This window comes from Rhodococcus sp. S3 (assembly GCF_058211795.1).
In genome coordinates, this window is the sequence record NZ_CM177074.1 from 147414 (window position 1) to 168559 (window position 21146).

A 21146-nucleotide genomic window follows, 5' to 3' on the forward strand; every position below is an offset into this window, starting at 1 on the left:
GGAAAGACACTGTTCGGAACGGTGATCAGGGACGCATGAGCGCCGGAGCCTCGTCCTCGGTGACCCGGCGGGCACGCCGGCGGACGACCACCATCGCGGCGACGGACAGCAGCAGGGCCACCGCGCCGGCGATCGGTCCCACGGCACCGGTCTCCGGGAACATGCCGTCGCCGAGCATCCACACCCCGAAGCCGAAGAACAGGGCGGCGGCGCCGTAGCGGATGGCGTTGTCGGGAAGGTGCCGGCCGAGCACGGCACCGATGACGATGGCCAGTGCGTCGGCGGCGACCATGCCGACGGTGGACCCGATCCACACCCCGGCCCAGTTGTTGTCGGTCGCGAGCGTGATGGTCGCGAGCATCGTCTTGTCGCCGAGTTCGGCGAGGAAGAACGCCGAGGTCACGGCGAGGAAGGCGGAGCGCGCGACGCGTCCGGCCTTGGACTGCTCGTCGTCGTCGAGGGAGTCGCCGCGCAGCGTCCACGCGCCGAAGATCAGGAAGGCGATGCCGCCGACGATGGAGATGGCGGTCGCGGGGATCGCGACACCCAGATAGTGCCCGACGGCCACCGACACGAGGTGGACCGCGGTGGTCGCGAACAGGATCCCCGACAGGACGACCCACCAGCGATAGCGCAGGGCGAAGGTCATCGCCATGAGCTGGGACTTGTCGCCGAGTTCGGCGACGAAGACGACTGCGAAGGACAGGACGAGAGCGGACCACATATGCGTTTCCTCCTTCCGTATGGAGGAAACGGGGCTTCCTCCGGTCGCCGGACGCACGGTGCGACCAGCGGCCGAAGGTCTCGCCCACCGGAGGATGATCCGGTCCGCGGGGCCGGGCGTTGCAGTTCTCGGGCGCCGCCAGTATGTCGACCCTGCGATTGGGGGCTACTCCCCTTCGTCGACGACAACGTTAGCCCGGCGAACCGATTTCTGTAAAGGCAATGCTAACTTTCGGAGAACCGAACTCTCATTGTCAGGGCGCCCTCACGACGCGAGCAGCATGGCCAGAATCGCGGTGTCGGGATCGTTGCCCGGATCCACTCCCACCTTGCTGACCAGCGCCGTCACCGTGCCGTCCGGTTCGGCCTCGACCCACGCCGCGCGATGCTCGAGTCCGAGATGCGGGATCCCGGGCTGCACGGCACGCTCGCCGAGCACCGGACCTTCGGCGACCACGAGACCCACGGTTCCGGGTGCGGGGTCGTCGGGCAGTTCTTCCTTGACCCCGAACACCGTCGAGGTGGGCAGCAGTCCCGGCAGCGACGCGATCCGCACCGTCATCGCCAGCACCTGGGCCCATTCACGGGTGGTCGCGGGCCATCTGCCCGAGACGACGAAACCTCGAAGCGACCCGTCGGACTGGAATGCGGACAGCTCGATGCGGCTGTGTTCCTCGGCGTTCATCCCACTCCTCCCTCTCGGTCGGTAAGGGGAGAATGCCCGTTTTCTCCGTTGGCACACAAGAGGTGTCGAGTGCCAGCACTTCCGCTCCACCTTTTGCTATCCGCCTCAGCAATTGCTGCGGCGAATGGCGATTTCTGTAGCGGAGGGGGAAGACCAGGCCCCGGAGACGACGAAGGGCGCCGGTCTCCCGGCGCCCTCGCTGTCGGTCTCGCGACCTGTGACCGATCCGTACTAGACGATCAGGCCCGAGGTGGCGGTGCGAGCGCGCTCGAAGCGAGCCTGCACGTCCGCCCAGTTGACGATGTTCCAGAAGGCCTTGACGTAGTCGGCCTTGACGTTCTGGTACTGCAGGTAGAAGGCGTGCTCCCACATGTCGAGCATGAGCAGCGGGGTCAGGCCGATCGGGATGTTGCCCTGCTGGTCGTACAGCTGGACGATGATCAGACGCTGTCCGATCGAATCCCACGCGAGGATCGACCAGCCGGAGCCCTGGATGGAGTTCGCGTTCGCGGAGAAGTGATCGCGGAACTTGTCGAACGAGCCGAAGGCGTCGTCGATCGCGGCAGCGAGCTCACCCTCGGGCTTGTCGCCACCCTCGGGGGAGAGGTTGTTCCAGAAGACGGAGTGGTTGGTGTGACCACCCAGGTGGAAGGCGAGGTCCTTCTCGAGCTTGGTCGCCTGGGCCGCCATGGTGCCGTTCTCGCGAGCCTCGGCCAGCTTCTCGAGAGCGGTGTTCGCACCGGCGACGTAGGTGGCGTGGTGCTTCGAGTGGTGCAGCTCCATGATCTTCGCCGAGATGTGCGGCTCGAGCGCTGCGTAGTCGTAGGGCAAGTCCGGAAGTGTGTATTCAGCCACGAAGGGTCCCTTCTTCACCGGGCCGTTCGGCCCGTGCAGTTATTCCGTACCTTTTCGGGTTTCCACCCAAGTCCATAACTACACCGTCCGCAACATTCGCCGTAATGCGGACACGATCGGACCCCGACTGTGTCGGAGAGCACCCGAAACCGCCCACGCGTCCGGAAAATAGCTCTCACCAGCGCAAACAGCCGGATAGCGGGACCATCGGCAACGGCTGCGTGAACGGGACCTTAACATTGGCGCGTGTTTCGGCCCTTCCTGAACGAACCGACACGCGGGGCCGATGCACCGCGTGTGGATCTGCCGGGCGTCGATGTCGTCCGGTTCGTCGCGGTCGCGGCCGTGCTCTACTCCCACATCGCCTTCTACCTGATCGACGACCTCGGGACGGGCTGGTGGGGCATCGACCTCACCTACGAGGTGCTCGTCAAGGGCGCCGGTCTCAACCAGCACCTGTCGTCCGTCGGGGTGACGGCGTTCATGATGCTCACGGGCATGCTCGTCACCCGGTCCGCGATCCGCCAGGACCGACGGAAGTTCCTCATCGCCCGGGCCGCGCGGCTCCTGCCGGCCTTCTGGGTGGCGATCCTCGCCGCGGTCGTGCTCGTGTGGCTCGGCATCAACGGCACCTTCAGCGGCCACACCACGGTGTCGGTCTCCGAGGCGTTCCTGTCCTTCTTCCTCGGTGCGTTCTTCCTGAAACCGCAGGTGATCGTGCTCGGCGTGGTGTGGACGCTCGCCGCGCAGATCTCGTTCTATCTGTGGTGCGTGGCGGGACGGTCGCTGCTACGGACGGCGCCGGTGGCGGTGCCGATGCTCGGCGCCGTGCTGTGCATGCTGGTGCTCCTCTACAACCTGTACGTGCCCGAGCCGTACACGGTGCCGTTCCTGTCGAAGATCGCGTCGACGCTGCCGACCCTGTTCCTCGGGCAGATCGTGTACTTCGGCTGGGCCGGCCTGATCTCGCTGCGCGCCCTGCTGGCGGCGATGTTCGCGCAGATCGCGGTGATCGTGATGGCCACGGACATCAACGTCTACTGGTCGGGCAGCCGCTATCTGTGGACAGTGTCGGTGGTCTTCGCGGCGGTCGTGCTGGTCGCGCGGTACGACGGGCGCTTCGCGCGCTCGACCGTCGTCTCCTGGGTCGCGACCCGCAGCTACTGCATCTACCTGACCCACACTCTCGTGATGTACCGGATCTACGAGAACACCGTCGGTCTCGTCGGCGCGACCGCGGCGATCGTGCTGCTGCTGATCGGCTGTGGTCTCGTCGCCGAGGTGCTGTACCGCAGCGTCGAGGTTCCGGCTGCGCACTGGATCAAGAGCCGCTGGCTGGCGCCGAAGCAGGTCGCTTCCGACGAACGGACTGCCGCTCCGACCCGCGCGTAGCATCGGGTCATGTCCTGGTTCGACGAGATCCTCGCCCGTGCAGGTTCGAAGTCGCAGATGGTGACGCGCGAGGACGCGCTCCCCGGTCGCGCCGAACCGCTGCCCGTTCCCGAGACCCACTACGTCAACGGCAACCGCATCGTTCCCCCCTTCCCCGAGGGTCTGCAGGCCGCAGTCGTCGGCATGGGCTGCTTCTGGGGCGCCGAGAAGGAGTTCTGGCAGCTCGACGGCGTCTACTCGACCGCGGTCGGCTATTCCGGCGGCTACACACCCAACCCCACCTACGAGGAGGTGTGCTCCGGCCGGACCGGGCACACCGAGGTGGTGCTCGTCGTCTTCGACCCGAAGGTGATCGGCTACGAGCACATCCTGCAGCAGTTCTGGGAGAACCACGACCCCACCCAGGGCATGCGGCAGGGCAACGACCACGGGACCCAGTACCGCTCGGCGATCTACACCCACGACGAGACGCAGATCGAGGTCGCCGAGGCCACGGCCGAAGCGTTCGGCAAGCGCCTGGCCGACGCCGGATACGGGCAGATCACCACGGAGATCGCGCCGCTGACACAGTTCTACTACGCCGAGGACTACCACCAGCAGTACCTCGCGAAGAACCCCAACGGTTACTGCCCCGTCCACGCCACCGGCGTGAGCTGCCCGGTGGGCCTCGGCGCCTGAGAATACGTCCGGCCCGAAGGGTCCGACGGTGTCGCACACCACATCTCCGCTCGCAGTGCGAGTGTGAGATGCGTTGGCGTTCCTTGAACTTCCCCGAAAGCGGACGCATGCTGGAAAAAGGGATCATTCCAGAGGGGGAAAGGGACGGCTTGCCGACATGACGACCAGGGCGGGGTATCTGCGGCGCACACGGCGAAGTCTGCGCAGGCGGGATCCGCTCGTGCGTCGCACCGACAGGCTCGAAGCGCGCTGCTTCACCCTCATGATCGCCGTGATGGCGCTCCTGATCCCCGTCGCGGTGTGGGTGTCCGCCATCATGTGGAGCTCCCAGCTCGAACTCTCCGAGAAGCAGAACGCCGAACGCGTCAGCGTCACGGCCGTCCTCGACGCCGACGCCCTGAGCGACTCCTCCGGATGGGGCGAGACCGTGAAGATCGCCTCGGCGCCCGCGACCTGGGGTTGGGGCGACGAGACGCGTCACGCCCTCGTCCAGGTCGACAGTCTCGCGACCGCCGGCAGCGAGGTGCCGGTCTGGGTCGACGCGACCACCGGCGAATACACGCAGGCCCCGCTGACCACCTCCGCCGCGAAGTTCACCGCCGTGCTGTCCGGGGTGTCGCTGTGGACGTTCTCGTCCGCCGCCGCGGGCGGCCTGTTCGCCCTCGCGCACTGGCGTCTCGAGGTGCGGCGCAGCCGCGAGTGGAGCCGGGACATCGAAGCGTTCCTCGGCTCCACCAGCAGCCACTGACCCGCTGGGCGCGCGTCAGAGATCCGCGACGGCGGGCATGACCTCGTTCGCCACCAGTTCGAGGTGCTCGAGATCGGCGAGATCGAGGACCTGCAGGTAGATACGCTGCGTCCCGGCCTCGGCGAAGGTGCGGATCTTCTCGATCAACTCCTGCGGCGTGCCCGCGAGTCCGTTCTCCCGCAGCTCGTCGACCTCACGGCCGATCCGTGCCGCGCGACGCGCGATCTCGTCCTCGTCCCGACCGCAGCACAGCACGAGTGCGTTCGAGTAGGTCAGTTCCTCGGGGTCACGTCCGGCATCCCGGCAGGCCGAGCGCACACGCTCGAACAGGACCTTCGTCTCGCCCAGCGACTTGAACGGCACGTTGAACTCGTCGGCGTAGCGCGCCGCCAGTGCCGGTGTGCGCTTCTTGCCGGCGCCGCCCATGACGATCGGCGGGTGGGGACGCTGGTGGGGCTTCGGCAAGGCGGGGGAGTTCTCGATCCGCACGTGCTCGCCCTCGTACGAGAAGGTCTCGCCCTCGGGGGTGTCCCACAGGCCGGTGATGACCGCGAGGGACTCCTCGAAGCGGTCGAACCGCTCCTTCAGTGTGGGGAAGGGGATGCCGTAGGCGAGGTGCTCCTCCTCGAACCAGCCGGCTCCGAAGCCGAAGTCGACGCGTCCGCCGCTCATGGCGTCGACCTGCGCGACGGAGATCGCGAGCGGGCCGGGGTAGCGGAAGGTCGCCGAGGTGACGAGCGTGCCGAGGCGGATCGTCGAGGTGTCGCGGGCGAGACCGGCCAGGGTGATCCATGCGTCCGTCGGACCGGGCAGACCCTCGGCGTTCATGGCCAGGTAGTGGTCGGAGCGGAAGAACGCGCCGTAGCCGAGTCGTTCCGCGGTCTGCGCGACGGCGAGGAGGTCGTCGTAGGTGGCGCCCTGCTGGGGTTCGGTGAAGATGCGTAATTCCATGACCCGATCATTTCAGCGCCGGAACCGGCACGGGGCATCGGCGGGCGCCTGTCCACTGTGAGATGTCTCGAGTGTGATTCCCCATGCGTGGATAGACCTGTTGATGAACCTGTGGAAACTGTGGATAACTCCAGCGGATGGGGTTGATGGGGAGTGTTGTGGAGGACCCACCGGCCCCACCTGTGGAACAGGATCGGTACGACCACACCCACATCCGTTCACGCCGCGTGCCACTATTGAGACGTGAGCTTTTCCGACGTGCCCACCGTGTCGGTCGTCCTGGTACCCGAACTCGGCGACGAGGTCGTCCTCCTCGACGTCCGCGAGGACGACGAATGGGAACTCGGACACGCCCCCGGCGCGCTGCACATTCCGCTCGCCGACGTGCCCGCCCGCATCGAGGAACTCGACCCCGACGCCGAGATCTACGTGATCTGCAGGCAGGGCGGCCGCTCCCTCGGAGCGGTCGAGTACCTGGCTCGCATCGGGTACGAGACCTTCCAGGTCGCCGGCGGCATGGTGGCGTGGCAGAAGCACGGACTCCCGCTCGTCTCCGAGCGCGACGAACCGGCAAAGATCTATTGATGTCGGCCTATCAGATCTGTGTGCGCTGTGAGAATCGCTGGCCCGTGACCTATCAGCCGCGGCAGTGGTGCCCGGCCTGCCGCGGTGTGCTGCTCTCACCCGTCGCCCCCGACGGGTCGGTTCCTCCGTCGCGCCGCAACTTCCGCTGGGTCGCGCGACCTGCGGGTGGCCCTCCGACGACCGAACCGGCGTCGCCTTCGCGTGGGCGTCCGTCGGCCGAGACCCCGTCCTATCGCGAGATGCCCCGCTGGGGACTGCTCGATCCGCTCCCGGACGAGGACGTCGAACCCGATCGCGCCGAGACCGCCGCCGACCTCGCGCCGACGCTGCTCGTCGGCACCGCCGTCGTCTTCGGTCTCGCGGCCCTCGCCGAGGCCGTCCGGTACGGAGTGTTGCTGTACAACCGCACCCGTCTCGTCGACCCGCTCGTGCTCGCGGTGTCGGATGCCGCGGTATGGGCGACCCAGGTGGTCGGGCCGGTCGTGGCGCTGGCCGCGGCGGTCGCATCCGGGCTGCGGCTGATCGACCTGCGCCGGCGCATCTACGCCGAGCGTGGTCTCGCCGAGTCACGGTCGCCGCTGTCCATCCTCGCGGGACTCGTCGTTCCGGGCCTCAACCTCGCGATGCCCGGTGTCTTCCTCGCCGAGATCGCCGACCGCGACCCGCGCCTGCTCCGCGCGATCCGCACCTGGTGGGTGTTGTGGGTGGTCAACGGCGTGCTCGTCGTGGTGCTGCTCGCGTGGCGTCAGCGCGACACCCTGCAGGCCCGCGCCGACGGTGTCCTGCTCACCGCCGTCCTCGCGGCGCTCGGCGCGGTCGTCGCGCTGTCGACCCTGCACGTCCTGCGCCTGTTCGACGACACCGACCTGTGGGGACGGCCGCTGCGCCGTCACCGGTTCACCCACGCGACCGGCCCGGCCTCGTCACCGATCGCGCCCATCGTCCCCGCCGCCGTGCGCGAACAGGAACAGGCTCGCCAGGACCGGGACGACGTTCCGGACGAGCAGGCCGGAGAACGAGCGGACGACGAGGAGCGCGCCGAGGCGGTGGCGCCGTGACGCGCAGCGCGCATCCTCGGGTCGTCGCGCATCGCGGTGCGTCCGCCGCGCTCCCCGAACACACGATCGGCGCCTACGAACTCGCATTGAAGGAAGGCGCCGACGGCGTCGAGTGCGACGTGCGGCTCACCCGCGACGGTCATCTGGTGTGCGTGCACGACCGCACGATCGACCGCACCTCGAACGGCACCGGGGTCGTCAGCGAGATGACCCTCGACGAGCTCGCGCAGTACGACTACGGGCGGCCCGGCGAGCCTGCCGACCTGCTCACGCTGCGGCAGCTACTCGAACTCGTCATGGACTTCACGAGCGTGCCGGTGAAGGTCTTCGTCGAGACCAAGCATCCCGTCCGCTACGGCGGTCTCGTGGAGAGCAAACTGCTCGCCGAACTGGCCCGCTTCGGTCTCGCGACCCCGGCCTCCGCCGATTTCTCCCGGGTGGTGGTGATGTCGTTCGCGGCCGGGGCCGTCTGGCGCATCCGCCGGGCCGCACCGCTGCTGCCCACCGTGCTGCTGGGGGAGACCTCGCGTTACCTGCGCGGCAGCGCCGCCACCACCGTCGGCGCGACGGCCGTCGGCCCGTCGATCGCGACGCTGCGCGAGCACCGCGATCTCGTCGACCGGGCCGCGCTGTCGGGGCGGGCCACCTACTGCTGGACCGTCGACGACCCCGCCGACGTCGAGCTGTGCCGCGAGCTGGGCGTCGAGTGGGTCGCCACCAACCATCCCGGGCGCACCAAGCTGCAGCTCGACTCCGCCTTCGATCGGTGAGCACCCCCACCCGGTCCCGCGACCGCGACATCGCGACACCGGTCGCCGTGTAGTTTGACGCCGTGGCCAAGAAGAGCAAGAGAAACAGCGGACCCAAGCCCGGCAGCAATCGCGCCGCGAAGCTCGAGCAGCGCCGACTCGAGCGGGAAGCGGCGGCCGCCGCGACGTCCCGGCCCTTCGAAGGCCTCGCCTTCGAATGCGATCTCGTGGCACTTCGCGAGTTCGTGCCGTCGGCCCTCGCAGAGCTGCCCGCCGCTGCGGACGGCCGTCGCGTCGTGGGTGCGACCATCCTCCCCGGCGGGGTCGCGGCCCTGGTCCGCGAGGAGAACGGTGCGCCGGTCGCGTACGTCGGCCTGCAGCTCGCCGCCGGCTTCGGGCCGGACCCGGCGGGTGAACTGGCCGCGGCCCTGCACTGGGCGCACACGGCCGAGCCGGGCTCGTCGCTGCAGGTCGCGAGCGGCGACGACGACACCCCGCCGCTGGCGGAGCTGATCGACCCGGCAGCCGTGCCGGCGATCACCGTCCACAACGATTTCGACTGGTGGATCCCGGCCGGTGTCGAACCGAGCGCCGAGATCGCGCACACCGTCAAGCACGCGAACGAAGCCGTGCTGCCGTCGGCGCGTCTCGAGGGCGACGGTCTGCGCGGCGCGTGGTGGGTCGATCCGGGCGAGAAGGCGCACCTGCGCTGGGTGCGACCCGAGGACGAGGACGCGCTGATGGCGGCGTTGTCGCGCGTGCACGCGGCGGGCGGCCTGCACCTCGGTGAGGGATCGCGGTTCGCCGGTTCGTTCCGCACCCACGGTCTGCTGGTGCCGGTCTTCGACCTCGACCGCGAGAAGCACCCCGACGAGTGGGTCGCCCCGACCATCGAGTTCGGGCAGCGTCTCGACGAGGCCCTCGCCGTGGACGAACCGCTCACCGCCGCCGAGCGCCGGTCGCGCGACGGCCTGCGCAGCCGCCAGGTCACCCTGCGCTGACGCGCTCACGACAGCACGAAGGCCACCTCCTGCAGGAGGTGGCCTTCGTCGTTCCGGGTGGGCTGTCCCCGGATGGAGGAACGATCAGATGGCGCCGCCGGCGGCGAGCGGGGCGTTGCCGCGCGGCTCGCGCACCTTCGAGTTGAGCTCGCGGGCCACGAAGTCCTCGAGGTTGAAGAGGTTGGAACCGGCGCGGTCGGCCACGGTCAGCAGGGTCGTCATCGTCGCGACCTCCTCGACCTGCTCCTGCAGGAACCACTGCATGAACTGCTCGCCGAGGTAGTCGCCCTCGTCGCGCGCGGTGCGGGCGAGCTCGACGATCTGGTCGGTGACCTTCTTCTCCTGGGCGAGGGCCAGCGCGATCGGCTCGCGGGCATCCTCGAACATCGACTGCACCGCGTCGACGCCGGTGAGGTCGACGGCCATATCGCGGTCCAGGAAGTACTGGACGATCATCATGGCGTGGTTGCGCTCCTCGACGGCCTGCGCGTAGAAGTGCTTCGCCAGCTGCGGGAGATCGGTGTTGTCGTAGAAGACCGCGATGGCGATGTACTGATGCGACGCCGTGAACTCGTGGCGGATCTGGTCGTGCAGCAGCGTGTGGAACTTGGTCTTGGTCATATCGCCCATCGTCGTCATGATCACGACGTTAGTGCAGGTCAACGCGTTTTTCATCCAAGTGTTGGCTACCCTTCCGCAAGGCAGCATCGGCTACCCTACGGAAAATTCGGACAGCCTTCCCCAAGATCGACAGCGATTCGCGGCGTCCGTCAGGGGGCCGGAGCGAGCAGTTCCGGCGGGATCGGGTCGCCCTCCGAGATGGCCCCGAAGAACGGTACGGCGCGCTCACGATCCCACAGCAGGACGTTACCGATGCCGTAGACGTCCTCGAATCCGCCCACCGGAACGGTCGTGGTGACCGTCTCGCCGCGCATCGCCCACGCGAGTCGCGCGAGGTTCCACAGATGGTCGCCGTCGTCGACCCGCAGCGACCCGGCCGCACCCGACATCAGCGACCACGCCCGGAAGGGGTTCAGGAAGGTGCCGGGGCTCGTGGCCTTGCTCAGCAACGCCGACAGGAACAGGCGCTGATTGTTCATCCGGTCCAGGTCGGCGAGCGGAGTGGCGCGCGTGCGCACGAAGCCCAGGGCCTGCGCTCCGTTGAGCTCCTGACATCCGGGTTCGAGCCTGAGTCCGGCGAGCGGGTCGTCGATCGGATAGGGCACGCAGATGTCGACCCCGCCGACCGCGTCGACGATCGACGCGAACCCGCCGAAACCGATCTCGGCGTAGTGGTCGATATGCACGCCTGTGGCGCCCTCGACCGTCTGCACGAGCAGTTGCGGCCCGCCCAGTGCGAACGACGCGTTGAGTTTGTCCTGGCCGAAGCCCGGGACGCTCACGTAGGAGTCGCGGGGCAGGGAGACCATCGTCGTGGCACCGCCACCGGGCGGGATGTGGACGAGCAGGACGGTGTCGGTGCGGTCGGCGCCGACCTCCCCGCCGGTCGCGAGTTCCTGCTCCTGCTCGGGGGTGAGTCCCACCCGGCTGTCGGAGCCGACGAGCAACCAGTTCGTGCCGGGGGTGTCGCCGACGCGCCCGTCGTAGTCGGCGAGCGCATCGACGCGCGCGAGCTTGCCGTCGAGGTAGATCATGCTCGCACCCATCGCGACGACGAGCACGACCAGGACGATCGCGAGTCGCCGCAGGATGCGCCGGGCACCGAGCGGACGTCGCGGTGCCGGCCGTGAAGGCGGTGCTGCGGGACGTCGCGGGGGTCCGGGCGGCGGTGTGTTCCCGCGCGGCGGGCGACGGTTCGGGGCGGGTTCGGCGAACCGTTCGGGTCGCTGCGTCGGTGCCCAGTCGCGTCGTTGCTGCGGAAGCGGTTGCTGCCGGTCCTGCCTCGGAGCAGGCCGGTAGTTCGGCGCGGGCGCCTGCGACCACGCCTGCGGTGACTGCGGCCGTCCGTCGCGCCGCAGCACCTGGGTGCCCTCGGGGGACGGCGGGGGAGCGCCCCGGCGCTGTGACGGAGGCGGTCCGGCGGGTCGTTGTGGCGGTACCCCGCGCTGCGGGTTCGGCGGTACAGCCCGCCGGGGAGGAGGGCCCTGCGGGAGAGGTCCCTGCGGAGGCCGCGGCCGGTTCCGAGGGTCGCGAGGGTCGCCGTTCACCCGGACAACTCTACGTTCAGGGCAGCCAGGAGACGTGGCCCCTCAGTGCTTGGTAGCCCACGAAGGCGATGGTGTCGATGAGCGCGTGGGCGATCACGAGCGGCCACAACCGGCCGCTTCGTTGCCAGTAGCGCCCGAAGACCAGGCCCATGACGACGTTGCCGAACCCGCCGCCGATGCCCTGGTAGAGGTGGTAGCTGCCGCGCAGCAGGGCGGAGGCGAGCAACGACGAATTCTCCGACCAGCCGAGCTGCCGCAGACGGGTGAGGAGATAGGCGACGACCAGGATCTCCTCCGCCCCGGAGTTGGCGATCGCCCACAGCACCTCGGTGGGCAGTCGCCACCAGTAGTCCTCGAGCAGGCTCGGCGCGACCGTCAGGTTCAGGCCGGCGGCCCGCGCCACCAGGTACAGCGCCAGTCCGGGGAGTCCGATCAGGGCGGCCAGTCCCACCCCGGGCAGCACGTCCCGGCGCAGGCCGGGTCGGGCGAGGCCCGCGAGTCGCGGTCCGACACCGCTGCGCCAGAGCAGGTACAGGCCGAGGGCACCCCAGGCGAGCAGGCGCACGATGCCGAGGAGTTGGCGAGCGAGATCGATGAACCCCTGCGACGAGCGTGGCGTGTTCAGGGCGACGGTCTGATCCGACAGCGGTTCCGGTGCCAGTGCCGCCTCGGCCAGCGACAGGATCGACGAGATCCCGCTCAGGCCGAAGGTGACGAGCAGGACGATGGTGATCTCGATCCACAGCGCGCGACGCTCGGTGGGGTCGAGGGGCGGCTCGGGATTGCGGGATGCGGGCCGCAGCCAGTCGCGGAGGGTCGTCACCGGAGCGATTGTGCCGGACCGTGGGCGTTCGGGTCCTCCGCCGCGGGGAGGCGATCCACCGGTTGTCGGTGATGTGTCCAATTTGACAGCGGTCCTTGTGACCCATCACACTTCAACACGCCCGACCGATCGATCGCTCGGGTGCGGATAGGGGCCTGTGGGCCGAGGGGAAGTCTGCGACCCGGAAGTAGGGACATGAACATCGAAACACCTGAGAAGAATCCAGCTGCAACAACTTCGGTGACTCTCGCATCGAAGAAGAAGTCTCTTCTCGCCAGCTCCGTGGGCAACATCCTCGAGTGGTACGAGTGGAGCGCCTACGCGGTGTTCGCTCCGTTCATCGCCGCGGCGATGTTCAACAGCGACAATCCGGTCTCGGCGCTGCTGTCCACGCTCGCGGTCTTCGCCGTCGGATTCCTGATGCGACCGCTCGGCGGCATCGTGTTCGGCCGTATCGCCGACAAGCGCGGCCGTAAGTTCGTGCTCGTCACGACCATGCTCATGATGGCCGGCGGCAGCCTCGTCATCGGGCTCATGCCCACCTACTCGTCGATCGGCGTGTGGGCGTCGGTGCTCCTGCTGTTCGCCCGCGTGGTGCAGGGCTTCGCGCACGGTGGCGAGTCGGCGACCGCCTACTCGTACGTCAGCGAGATCGCGCCGCCGCATCGTCGCGGCATGTGGGGCAGCGTCGCCTTCGTCGCGATCTTCGGTGGTTCCGTGCTGGCGTACACGATCGGCGGAGCGGTCACCTCGACGCTCTCCGAGAGCGCCGTGGGCGAGTGGGGATGGCGCGTGCCGTTCCTCCTCGGCTTCTTCCTGGCACTGTTCGCTCTCTACCTGCGACGCAGCATGGAGGAGAGCGAGGTCTTCGACCAGCAGGAGACCCGGGTCGACGAACCGCGCATTCCGCGCAAGGTGGTCGTGCGCGCGATCCTGCTGATGATCGGCATGACCTCGGGTGTCACGGCAGCGCACTACACGTGGACCTCGTACGTTTCGACGTACGCGATCACGCAGAAGGGCATGGACGCCGACACCGCCTACTGGATGCTCGTCATCGCCCAGGTCATCGCTCTGGTCTCGCTGCCCTTCTGGGGTCGGCTCTCCGACCGGATCGGCCGGCGCCCGATGCTCGGTGGGTTCGCGGTCCTCATGTTCGCGCTGCAGATCCCGTTGACGTCGATGATCACGTCGGCCGGGTGGACGCTGCTCGTGTCGACCACCCTCGCCCTGCTCATCGTGTCGATCCCGGGTGCGATCCTGTCGTGCACCCTCTCGGAGAGCTTCCCGACCCGCCTGCGTACCCAGGCCATCGGGTTCGCGTACTCCTTCTCGGTGGCGGTCTTCGGCGGCACCGCGCCCTACCTGAACCAGCTGCTGACCAGTTGGGACATCGGCTGGATCTTCGGGGTCTACATCATGGCGCTGTGCGTCGCGACGGGCGTCGCCGCGTTGATCATGAAGGAGACGAAGGGTATCGACCTGCAGAAGGTCTGATCGTTCGGATGATCCCTGCCGCCGCGTACCGCTCAGGTGCGCGGCGGCAGTCCGTTGCGGAAGGGGCAGCCGACGAGCAGGCGCAGTGCGCGACCCAGAGCGGCGGGATCGTCGACCGGTTCGTGGAAGGGGATCCGCACGTCGTGGTCGTCGCCTTCGGACTCGACGCGCAGGCGCAGCCCGTAGCGGTCGAGGCCGAGGGGACGGATCCGTCCGCCGCGATGCGCGGGCGGGATGCGTCGCGCGATCTGCCGCACGATGTCGGCGTGGTCCTGTTCGAGGTGCTGGAGCCACTCGGTCTCGAGTGCGGCGAACGGGTCGGGTGCGGCGTCGAGGACGTCGGTGACGTCGACCGCCTCGGCCCCGGTGGTGTCGGCGGCGACGACGGAGTCGAGCGTCAGGCACAGCAGTTCGGAGCGGTGTCCGACGTCGAGGAGTTCGGGGTGCGGGAGGATCTCCGCGATCTCGGCGGCGAGCCGGCGCGGATGCTCCACGGGACGCAGGGTGCCGCTGAGCCAGATGAGCGACCGCACCGGATTGCGCAGGGCGATCGGGGAGTGGTCGGTGAGCTCGAGCATCGCGGGGATGCCTGCGCTGCCGGCCTGCCAGGCGAGTGCGACGGGGAGGCTGTCCTCGGCGACGACCACCGCGACCTGCCCGTCGTCGAGCAGATGGTGGACCGAGGTGGGGAGCGGGTCGCAGCCGTCGATCGCGAGCTGCGTCGTGTCGGCACGGATGAGGGCGGTGCGTACGCGTTCGGCCGTGGTCGGCGCGGGGATGACGGATGTGGTGGTCTGCATGCCAACCCTCCTTCTCGATGTAGGTGAGGCAAACCTAAGTGATTGTGATCGCGGTCGCAAGTGGTCCGTCGGTAGCCTGGATCGGTGCCGATCCCACTTCCCCTCGGAATGCCGCCGTCCCGCGACGAGCCCCGCGGACTGCTCGACGCCCTGCTCACGCACCGGCACGACAGCCTCACCGACGCCCTCGCCGCGACCGGCCGCATGCTCGCCCCGCCCGTCGTCCCGGCCGCTGCCGTCACCGGATCGCCGACCCGCGAGCTCGTCGTCGAACTCGACGCCTCGGCCGAACTGCCCTCGCCCGCCGGGTGGCGTCCGGTCCGGTACCAGGTCGACTGCGCGGCCGAGGAGCTCGAGGACGTCCTCGCGATCACCGCGCCGGCACCCCTGGTGGTCTATCCGCACGTGCCCGACGCCGCGCTCGCCGACGCCGCTCGCGCGCTCACCGAGGCCGGTCACATCCCCGGCCTGACCGCAGGTCGCGGTGCCGACGCCGTCGCCGACTTCCTCTCCGTCCTCGCGCACGCCGACACCGGATACGCCGCCCGCGCGACCGGCACCGACGACGTCGTCGCGCTGCTCGCCGCCACCGTCGCGGCGCTGAGCGGTTTCGACGTCCGGGACGCCCTCGCGACTCCCGACGTGACCCGCCTCCGGCGGCTCGTGCCTGAGGCCGCTGCGGCGGTGCGGGAGATCCTGCTGGTCGTCGAGGTCGACGACACCGACACCGTCGTCCGGGAACTCGGGGCGCTCGACCTCACCACCGACTGACACGCGTCCGCCGCTCGGATGCGGTTCACGCAGAGTCCGCCTTCCGGTCACGACCGATGCGTAACCTCGTACACGTGCCACGTATCGCCTATTTCGGACCGTCGGGAACGTTCACCGAGATGGCCCTCGACCGCTTCGAGAGCCTCGGTGCGCTCGACGTGCTCGGCGACGGGTCAGCCGACGTCGAGCGCGTCTCGGCCGCCAGCCCGCCCGCTGCCCTGCAACTCCTGCGCGACGGGAAGGTCGACGGTGCCGTCGTCCCCATCGAGAGCTCCGTCGAGGGTTCGGTGCCGCCCACCATGGACGCACTGGCTCTCGGGCCGCGCCTGCAGATCGTGTCGGAGGTCGAACTCGACATCGCGTTCACGGTGGTCACCCGCGAAGGGATCACCCGCGATCGGGTCCGCACAATCGGCGCCTATCCGGTGGCGGCGGCGCAGGTGCGGCGCTGGATCGAGGACCACCTGCCCGACGCCGAGGTCGTGACCGCGGCCTCCAATGCGGGAGCCGCCGAGGACGTCGCGTCCGGCAAGGTCGACGCGGCGGTGTCCACGGCGCTCGCCGGGGAGCGGCTCGGCCTGTCCGTCCTCGCCGACAAGGTCGCCGACTTCGAGGGCGCCCGCACCCGCTTCGTGCTCATCACGCAGCCGCGGCCGGTACCGAAGCGCACCGGTGTCGACCGCACCTCGGTGGTGCTTCAGCTCCCCAACGAGCCCGGCTCGCTGGTGCGTGCCATCACCGAGTTCTCCACGCGCGGAATCGATTTGTCGCGCATCGAGTCCCGGCCGACACGCAGGGAATACGGCACCTACTTCTTCCACTTGGACTGTGTGGGTCACATCGACGACGCGCTGGTCGCCGAGGCGCTGCAGGGACTGCACCGCTTCGCGCAGGTGCGCTTCCTCGGATCGTGGCCCGCTGTGTCCGAACACGGTGTCCCACCCGTGTCGGACGACGAGGATGCGCGGTGGCTCGACCGGCTGCGGCGCGGAGAGGACTGACGGTGAGCGGCAGATTGATCCTGGCCCGGCACGGCCAGACGGTGGCGAACGTCGCCCGGAGGCTCGACACGAAACTCCCCGGGGCGGAGCTCACCGAGCTCGGTGTCGAACAGGCCCGCACGCTCGGGAAGAACCTCGTCGAGCGGACGCCGTCGCTGCTCGTCGCATCGCAGGCACTCCGCGCTCAGCAGACGGCCGAGCACGCGGCACCGGCAGTGTCGCTCGAGGCGGTCGTCCGCGAGGGCGTGCACGAAGTGCAGGTCGGCGAACTCGAGGACCGCAGCGACGAGGAGTCGCACAAGTTGTTCATGAAGGTCTACGAGGAATGGCACAACGGCGACCTGCGGGCCCGGGTCCCGGGCGGTGAGTCGGCGCTCGACGTGCTCGACCGGTATCTGCCCGTCCTCGACTCGCTGCGCAGCGACTATCTCGATACCGGTTCGGGCGACGTCGTGGTCGTCAGTCACGGTGCCGCCATCCGCCTCGTCGCCGCCTATCTCGGGAAGGTGCCGTCCGGCTTCGCCATCACCAACCACCTGGCCAACACCGAGACGGTCGAGTTGGTGCCGGTGGCCGGTGGTGGCTGGGAGTGCGCGCGCTGGGGAACCTTCCTCGCGCCCTTCCACGACACGGCGCGCGGTGGTGCCGACGACCCGATGGGGTGATGCCGACGACCCGATGGGGTGATACCGCCCACCTTCCGATCCTTCGAGCGCAAAACATACGGGTATCCTCGGGGCGTCCGTATGAAGTAGCGATCGGTAGGTAGGTGCGGTTTCATGGGTGCTTCGAGCGACGGGGCCGACACCCTCACCAACGGTGAGGCGATCCCGGACTGGCGCATCCTCGAGCCGATGCAGCTCAGTCCCATCCTCACCGCCGCCCTCGACGCGTTCTACGAGACCGGCTTCCACGGCACCTCGGTGCGGGAGATCGCGCGCCGCGTCGGCGTCACCGTCCCGGCGCTCTACTACCACCACGAGAACAAGGAAGGGCTGCTCATCGCCCTTCTCGAGCTCTCGACCAGCGACGTGCTCTCCCGGGCTCACGCCGCCGCCGAGGACGCCGACGGCGACCCGGTGCGCAGGCTGTCGAACGTCATCGAGGCGATCGTGCTGCGCATGACCCTGCGGGCCCGCCTCGCCGCGCTCGAGGGTGAGGCCCGCTACCTGAGCCCCGAGAACCGCCAGCGCTACCGCGCGGTGCGCAAGGGCGTCGAGCAGCTGGTGCGCCAGATCGTCGAGGAGGGCGTCGCCGCGGGCGTGTTCGACGTGGACGATCCCGCCGAGACCACCCGTGCCCTGCTCGGCATGTGCCAGTCGATCCCGCGCTGGTACCACGCCGAGGGCACGCTCAGCCCCGAGGCCGTCGCGCAGAAGTACGTGGGCATCGCTCTCAAGACCGTCGGGGTCTGACGGCCGGATTCGGTGTCGATCGAAGTTCAGCGGCGGTCGAACCAGGTGACCTGCGTGCCGTTGCTGAACTCCTCGCGCGCGGTGACGTCGAATCGCGTGGGGACGAAGTTGCCCGACAGTGCCGGGATGCCGTCGCCCGCGATCACCGGATAGCTCTTGAAGATCAGCCGGTCGATCTCGTCGACCAGCTGCCCTGCGATGTTGCCGCCACCGCAGAGCCAGATGTCGAGCCCCTCTTCCGCCTTCAGCTTTCGGACCAGCTCGACCGGGTCGGTGTCGACGATCCGGACCTGCGGATCGTCGACCGGCGCGAGAGTGCGGGACACGACGTACTGCTGCATGTGGCTGTACGGGCTCGTGAGTCCCAGCGAGAGACCGGGTTCGTAGGCACCGCGCCCCATGATCACCGTGTCCCATTCCTTGTTCGGCGTGTCGACCGGCATACCGATCTGTTCGCGGAGCGCGGTGGGAACGGCTTCGGGATATCTCGCGCTCATCGCCGCGGTCATGTCGTCGCAGATCGGATAGAAGTCGTACTCCCCGTTCGGGCCGGCGATGTAGCCGTCGAGGGTCACTGCCACGTAGTAGACGAGCTTTCGCATCTTCGACCACCATTCGTAGTACTATGATTGAAGTGGTTTGAACGTAGTACTACACATGGAGTGGTGTCAAGTGGTTCGCACGAATCCGGAACGGCGACAGGCCTTGTTGGATGCCTCGATCGAGGTGCTGGCGCGCGACGGTGCGCGAGGGCTGACCTTCCGCGCGGTGGACAAGGAGGCCGGGGTCCCGACGGGGACGGCGTCGAACTATTTCGCCAACCGCGACGACCTGCTCGTCCAGGTGGGGCACCGCTACTACGAGCGGCTCCTGCCCGCCGACGAGGTCATGGCACAGTCGCAGGCGCCGCAGACCCGCGAATCCATGATCGAACTGATGACGGAGGTCGTCGACCGGCTCATCCGGTTCCGCGCCGGCTACCTCGCGCTCCTCGAACTACGCCTCGAAGCCACCCGGCGACCCGAACTGCAGGCCCTGCTCACCGAGCGGGTGCGCGCCGACCTGGATTTCAACATCGCCAACTACCGGCACTCCGGTCTGCCGGGCGGCGAGGACGCCGTCGTGCTGCTCTATCTCTCATTGAACTGGCTGGTGCTCGACCGGATCACCCTCCCCGGGATCGTCGACGAGGACCGTGTCGCCGAACTGGTGCGGGCGGCCGTCGAACGCGTGATCCCCCACGCCTGAAACGACTTCGGTGGATCCGACCCCGCTCAGCGGGGCCGGATCCACCGACATCGTCGACGGCTCAGCGACGGAAGTTCGCGGTGCGCTTCTCCTGGAAGGCCGTCACACCCTCGGTGAAGTCGGCGCTGCCGAGCAGGACGAGCTGCCCTTCGCGCTCGCGGGCGAAGGCGTGGTCGAGTTCGGTGAGCGTCGCGTCGTTGATCGCGTTCTTCGTCGAGGCGAAGGCGGTCGACGGGCCGTCGGCGAGTCGCTGCACGAGAGTCTCCACGGCACCGTCGAAGTCGTCGTCCGCGTAGACGTCCGCGATGAGACCGGAGGCCAGGGCCTCACCGGCCGGAAGTCGCTCGGCCAGCAGGGCCATCTTCAGCGCCCGTGCACGACCGATCGACGCGGCGACGAGCGCGGACGCACCGCCGTCCGGCATCAGACCGACCCGGGTGAAGGCCAGCAGGAAGTATCCCGACTCCTTCGCGACGGTGAGATCGCATGCGAGAGCGAGCGATACGCCGACGCCCGCGGCCGCGCCGTTGACCGCTCCGACGACCGGCCGGGGGAACGCCCGGATCGCGGCCACCGCGCGGTTGGCGGCGTCGATCGTGTCGGCGGAGGGCGGTGCGCTCAGGTCACGTCCGGAGAGGTCGGCGCCCGAACAGAACGCGCGACCGACGCCGGTGAGCACCGCGACCCGCACGGAGGCGTCGTCGGCGTACTTCTCGAAGGCGTCGGCGATCGCGTCGAGCGTCTCGGTCTTCACGGCGTTCATCCGCGTGGGACGGTTCAGGGTGACGCGCAGGACGCCGTCGTCGACGGTCGTGTCGACACCGGGCAGGTCGTCGGTCATGGCTGTTCTCCTAGGGTCGGGACGTCAGGTCGAGCGCGACCTTGCCGGTTGCGGAACGGTTCTCGAGCGAACGCAGTGCCGCCGGAGCCTCGTCGAGGGGATGGAGGGTGGGCTCGGGAACGACGAGCGTCCCGTCGCGCAGCAGCGGTTCGAGTGCGGCCCACTGCCGCGCCGGGTAGCCGGGGTCGGTACGGAGATACTCGCCCCACCCGGCGCCGACGACCGAGATGTTCTTGAGCAGAAGGCGATTGACCTTCACGGTGGGGATGCTGCCGCCGGTGAACCCGAGGACGACCGCACGCCCACCCGGAGCGAGGCTGCGCAGGCTGTCGGTGAAGCGGTCGCCGCCCACGGGATCGAGCACGATGTCCGCCCCGCGCCCACCGGTCAATTCGAGGACACGGTCCTTGAACCCCTCGGCGAGGACGGTGTGGGTCGCGCGGTTGGCCTTGGCCACCGCGGCCTTCTCCTCGGTGCTCACCACCGCGATCGTCTCGAGGCCGAGCGCCGCCGCGACCTGCAGTGACGCCACTCCGAGACCACCCGCCGCGCCGTGGACGAGGACGGTCTCGCCGGCCCGGTACCGGGCGCGCTCGTCGAGCGCGAAGTGTGCGGTGAAGTAGTTCATGAGCATCCCGGCGCCCGCGGTCAGGGACACGCTGTCGGGCAGCGGGAAGACCAGTTCGCGCGGCAGTGCGACGGTCTGCTGCCACGATCCGTCGATGGACAGCACGGCGACGCGCTGTCCGGCGGTGAGGCCGCTGCCCTCGGGTGCGCTGCGGACGATGCCTGCTCCTTCGGCGCCGAGTACGCACGGCAGCGGCCGGACCATCTGGTAGCCGCCGGTCGTCTGCAGCAGGTCGGGAAAGGACACGCCGGAGGCGTGCAGGTCGACGAGGACGAGCGAATCGCCCGCCTCGGGTTCGGGGATGTCGGTCACGCGGACGGCGTCGGGGCCGGCGTGTTCGGTCAATTGCGCTGCGCGCACGGGCGTCTCCTCGACTCGGGTCGTGATCCATCACTATCAGAGTCGCTTAGCGTGCGCTAGCTCTCAGAGACCATTGACCGAGCGTTAAGTCCGTGGTAGAGCTTTTAGCGATCGATAAGTACGCCGCTGGGAACGTCTCCGGCCCGCACGCTGCACTTTCGAAAGGATC

The 21146-nt window shown here is 68.8% G+C and carries 24 protein-coding genes; 13 read left to right on the forward strand and 11 right to left on the reverse strand.

All coding sequences use genetic code 11. The features are described from left to right. Window positions 1–25 precede the first annotated feature (25 nt). From AC0LPE_RS00690 to AC0LPE_RS00700, 3 genes are all read right to left on the reverse strand, one after another. On the reverse strand, window positions 26–724 hold the full coding sequence (locus AC0LPE_RS00690; protein WP_160876622.1) for a TMEM165/GDT1 family protein: 699 nt from the start codon (window positions 722–724) through the stop codon (window positions 26–28). A gap of 264 nt (window positions 725–988) precedes the next feature. Then, the gene (locus tag AC0LPE_RS00695) at window positions 989–1408 is read right to left on the reverse strand and encodes a peptidase (protein WP_490605431.1); all 420 of its coding nucleotides are present in this window, start codon (window positions 1406–1408) and stop codon (window positions 989–991) included. 231 nt (window positions 1409–1639) lie between these two features. Beyond that, window positions 1640–2263, reverse strand: a complete 624-nt coding sequence (locus AC0LPE_RS00700; RefSeq protein ID WP_006553395.1) for a superoxide dismutase — start codon at window positions 2261–2263, stop codon at window positions 1640–1642. A 297-nt stretch (window positions 2264–2560) separates the two neighbouring features. Here AC0LPE_RS00700 and AC0LPE_RS00705 point away from each other — a divergent pair, with 297 nt between their 5' ends. The 3 genes from AC0LPE_RS00705 (at window position 2561) to AC0LPE_RS00715 (ending at window position 5081) form a co-directional block, all read left to right on the forward strand. Beyond that, window positions 2561–3655, forward strand: coding sequence for an acyltransferase family protein (locus tag AC0LPE_RS00705; RefSeq protein WP_490606399.1), 1095 nt, complete (start codon window positions 2561–2563; stop codon window positions 3653–3655). Window positions 3656–3664: 9 nt separating this feature from the next. Next, the gene (gene msrA, locus AC0LPE_RS00710) at window positions 3665–4333 is read left to right on the forward strand and encodes a peptide-methionine (S)-S-oxide reductase MsrA (protein WP_006553397.1); all 669 of its coding nucleotides are present in this window, start codon (window positions 3665–3667) and stop codon (window positions 4331–4333) included. A gap of 157 nt (window positions 4334–4490) precedes the next feature. Further along, complete coding sequence (locus tag AC0LPE_RS00715) at window positions 4491–5081, forward strand: Rv1733c family protein (RefSeq protein ID WP_229566753.1); 591 nt, start codon at window positions 4491–4493, stop codon at window positions 5079–5081. Window positions 5082–5096: 15 nt separating this feature from the next. On the opposite strand, the gene AC0LPE_RS00720 is transcribed toward AC0LPE_RS00715, so the two are convergent. Further along, complete coding sequence (locus AC0LPE_RS00720; RefSeq protein WP_160876624.1) at window positions 5097–6032, reverse strand: TIGR03560 family F420-dependent LLM class oxidoreductase; 936 nt, start codon at window positions 6030–6032, stop codon at window positions 5097–5099. A 258-nt stretch (window positions 6033–6290) separates the two neighbouring features. Here AC0LPE_RS00720 and AC0LPE_RS00725 point away from each other — a divergent pair, with 258 nt between their 5' ends. The 4 genes from AC0LPE_RS00725 (at window position 6291) to AC0LPE_RS00740 (ending at window position 9425) form a co-directional block, all read left to right on the forward strand. Next, window positions 6291–6617 carry a rhodanese-like domain-containing protein gene (locus tag AC0LPE_RS00725; RefSeq protein WP_490606400.1) on the forward strand — a complete coding sequence of 109 codons (327 nt, stop codon included), beginning with the start codon at window positions 6291–6293 and terminating at the stop codon, window positions 6615–6617. Further along, window positions 6617–7675: a DUF4328 domain-containing protein gene (locus AC0LPE_RS00730; protein WP_088896840.1), complete on the forward strand. Its 1059-nt coding sequence runs from the start codon at window positions 6617–6619 to the stop codon at window positions 7673–7675. Before AC0LPE_RS00725 ends, AC0LPE_RS00730 begins: the two co-directional genes overlap by 1 nt. Continuing rightward, window positions 7672–8445, forward strand: a complete 774-nt coding sequence (locus tag AC0LPE_RS00735; protein ID WP_088896839.1) for a glycerophosphodiester phosphodiesterase — start codon at window positions 7672–7674, stop codon at window positions 8443–8445. The genes AC0LPE_RS00730 and AC0LPE_RS00735 overlap by 4 nt, the downstream gene beginning before the upstream one ends. A 62-nt stretch (window positions 8446–8507) precedes the next feature. Next, entirely contained in the window at window positions 8508–9425 is a 918-nt protein-coding gene (locus AC0LPE_RS00740; protein WP_088896838.1) for a DUF5926 family protein, read from the forward strand. A gap of 84 nt (window positions 9426–9509) precedes the next feature. Here AC0LPE_RS00740 and AC0LPE_RS00745 read toward each other — a convergent pair whose 3' ends face one another. From AC0LPE_RS00745 to AC0LPE_RS00755, 3 genes are all read right to left on the reverse strand, one after another. Next, complete coding sequence (locus AC0LPE_RS00745) at window positions 9510–10055, reverse strand: ferritin (protein ID WP_229568520.1); 546 nt, start codon at window positions 10053–10055, stop codon at window positions 9510–9512. A 140-nt stretch (window positions 10056–10195) separates the two neighbouring features. Further along, window positions 10196–11407 (reverse strand): LCP family glycopolymer transferase, encoded by a 1212-nt coding sequence (locus AC0LPE_RS00750; RefSeq protein WP_253249953.1) that lies wholly within the window; start codon window positions 11405–11407, stop codon window positions 10196–10198. Window positions 11408–11609: 202 nt separating this feature from the next. Beyond that, complete coding sequence (locus AC0LPE_RS00755; RefSeq protein ID WP_088896836.1) at window positions 11610–12416, reverse strand: CPBP family intramembrane glutamic endopeptidase; 807 nt, start codon at window positions 12414–12416, stop codon at window positions 11610–11612. Window positions 12417–12611: 195 nt separating this feature from the next. On the opposite strand from AC0LPE_RS00755, the gene AC0LPE_RS00760 reads away from it, so the two are divergent. Next, complete coding sequence (locus AC0LPE_RS00760; RefSeq protein ID WP_026061061.1) at window positions 12612–13913, forward strand: MFS transporter; 1302 nt, start codon at window positions 12612–12614, stop codon at window positions 13911–13913. Between the two features lie 32 nt (window positions 13914–13945). Here AC0LPE_RS00760 and AC0LPE_RS00765 read toward each other — a convergent pair whose 3' ends face one another. Continuing rightward, window positions 13946–14713 carry a DUF2470 domain-containing protein gene (locus AC0LPE_RS00765; protein WP_016691823.1) on the reverse strand — a complete coding sequence of 256 codons (768 nt, stop codon included), beginning with the start codon at window positions 14711–14713 and terminating at the stop codon, window positions 13946–13948. A gap of 108 nt (window positions 14714–14821) precedes the next feature. On the opposite strand from AC0LPE_RS00765, the gene AC0LPE_RS00770 reads away from it, so the two are divergent. The 4 genes from AC0LPE_RS00770 (at window position 14822) to AC0LPE_RS00785 (ending at window position 17900) form a co-directional block, all read left to right on the forward strand. Next, window positions 14822–15484: a hypothetical protein gene (locus AC0LPE_RS00770; protein WP_160876664.1), complete on the forward strand. Its 663-nt coding sequence runs from the start codon at window positions 14822–14824 to the stop codon at window positions 15482–15484. 74 nt (window positions 15485–15558) lie between these two features. Then, window positions 15559–16485 (forward strand): prephenate dehydratase, encoded by a 927-nt coding sequence (pheA, locus tag AC0LPE_RS00775; protein WP_016691825.1) that lies wholly within the window; start codon window positions 15559–15561, stop codon window positions 16483–16485. Window positions 16486–16487: 2 nt separating this feature from the next. Further along, entirely contained in the window at window positions 16488–17150 is a 663-nt protein-coding gene (locus tag AC0LPE_RS00780) for a histidine phosphatase family protein (protein ID WP_490605432.1), read from the forward strand. Between the two features lie 114 nt (window positions 17151–17264). After that, window positions 17265–17900, forward strand: a complete 636-nt coding sequence (locus AC0LPE_RS00785) for a TetR/AcrR family transcriptional regulator (protein WP_006553412.1) — start codon at window positions 17265–17267, stop codon at window positions 17898–17900. A gap of 26 nt (window positions 17901–17926) precedes the next feature. Here AC0LPE_RS00785 and AC0LPE_RS00790 read toward each other — a convergent pair whose 3' ends face one another. Beyond that, window positions 17927–18502: a dihydrofolate reductase family protein gene (locus AC0LPE_RS00790; protein WP_016691827.1), complete on the reverse strand. Its 576-nt coding sequence runs from the start codon at window positions 18500–18502 to the stop codon at window positions 17927–17929. A 70-nt stretch (window positions 18503–18572) separates the two neighbouring features. Here AC0LPE_RS00790 and AC0LPE_RS00795 point away from each other — a divergent pair, with 70 nt between their 5' ends. After that, window positions 18573–19148 (forward strand): TetR/AcrR family transcriptional regulator, encoded by a 576-nt coding sequence (locus tag AC0LPE_RS00795; RefSeq protein ID WP_490605433.1) that lies wholly within the window; start codon window positions 18573–18575, stop codon window positions 19146–19148. Window positions 19149–19209: 61 nt separating this feature from the next. Here the strand turns inward: AC0LPE_RS00795 and AC0LPE_RS00800 are convergent, their stop codons facing one another. Together AC0LPE_RS00800 and AC0LPE_RS00805 are read right to left on the reverse strand one after the other, a co-directional pair. Next, window positions 19210–19989 (reverse strand): enoyl-CoA hydratase, encoded by a 780-nt coding sequence (locus AC0LPE_RS00800; protein ID WP_490605434.1) that lies wholly within the window; start codon window positions 19987–19989, stop codon window positions 19210–19212. Between the two features lie 10 nt (window positions 19990–19999). Then, window positions 20000–20977 (reverse strand): NADPH:quinone oxidoreductase family protein, encoded by a 978-nt coding sequence (locus AC0LPE_RS00805; protein ID WP_490605435.1) that lies wholly within the window; start codon window positions 20975–20977, stop codon window positions 20000–20002. Between the last annotated feature and the right edge of the window lie 169 nt (window positions 20978–21146).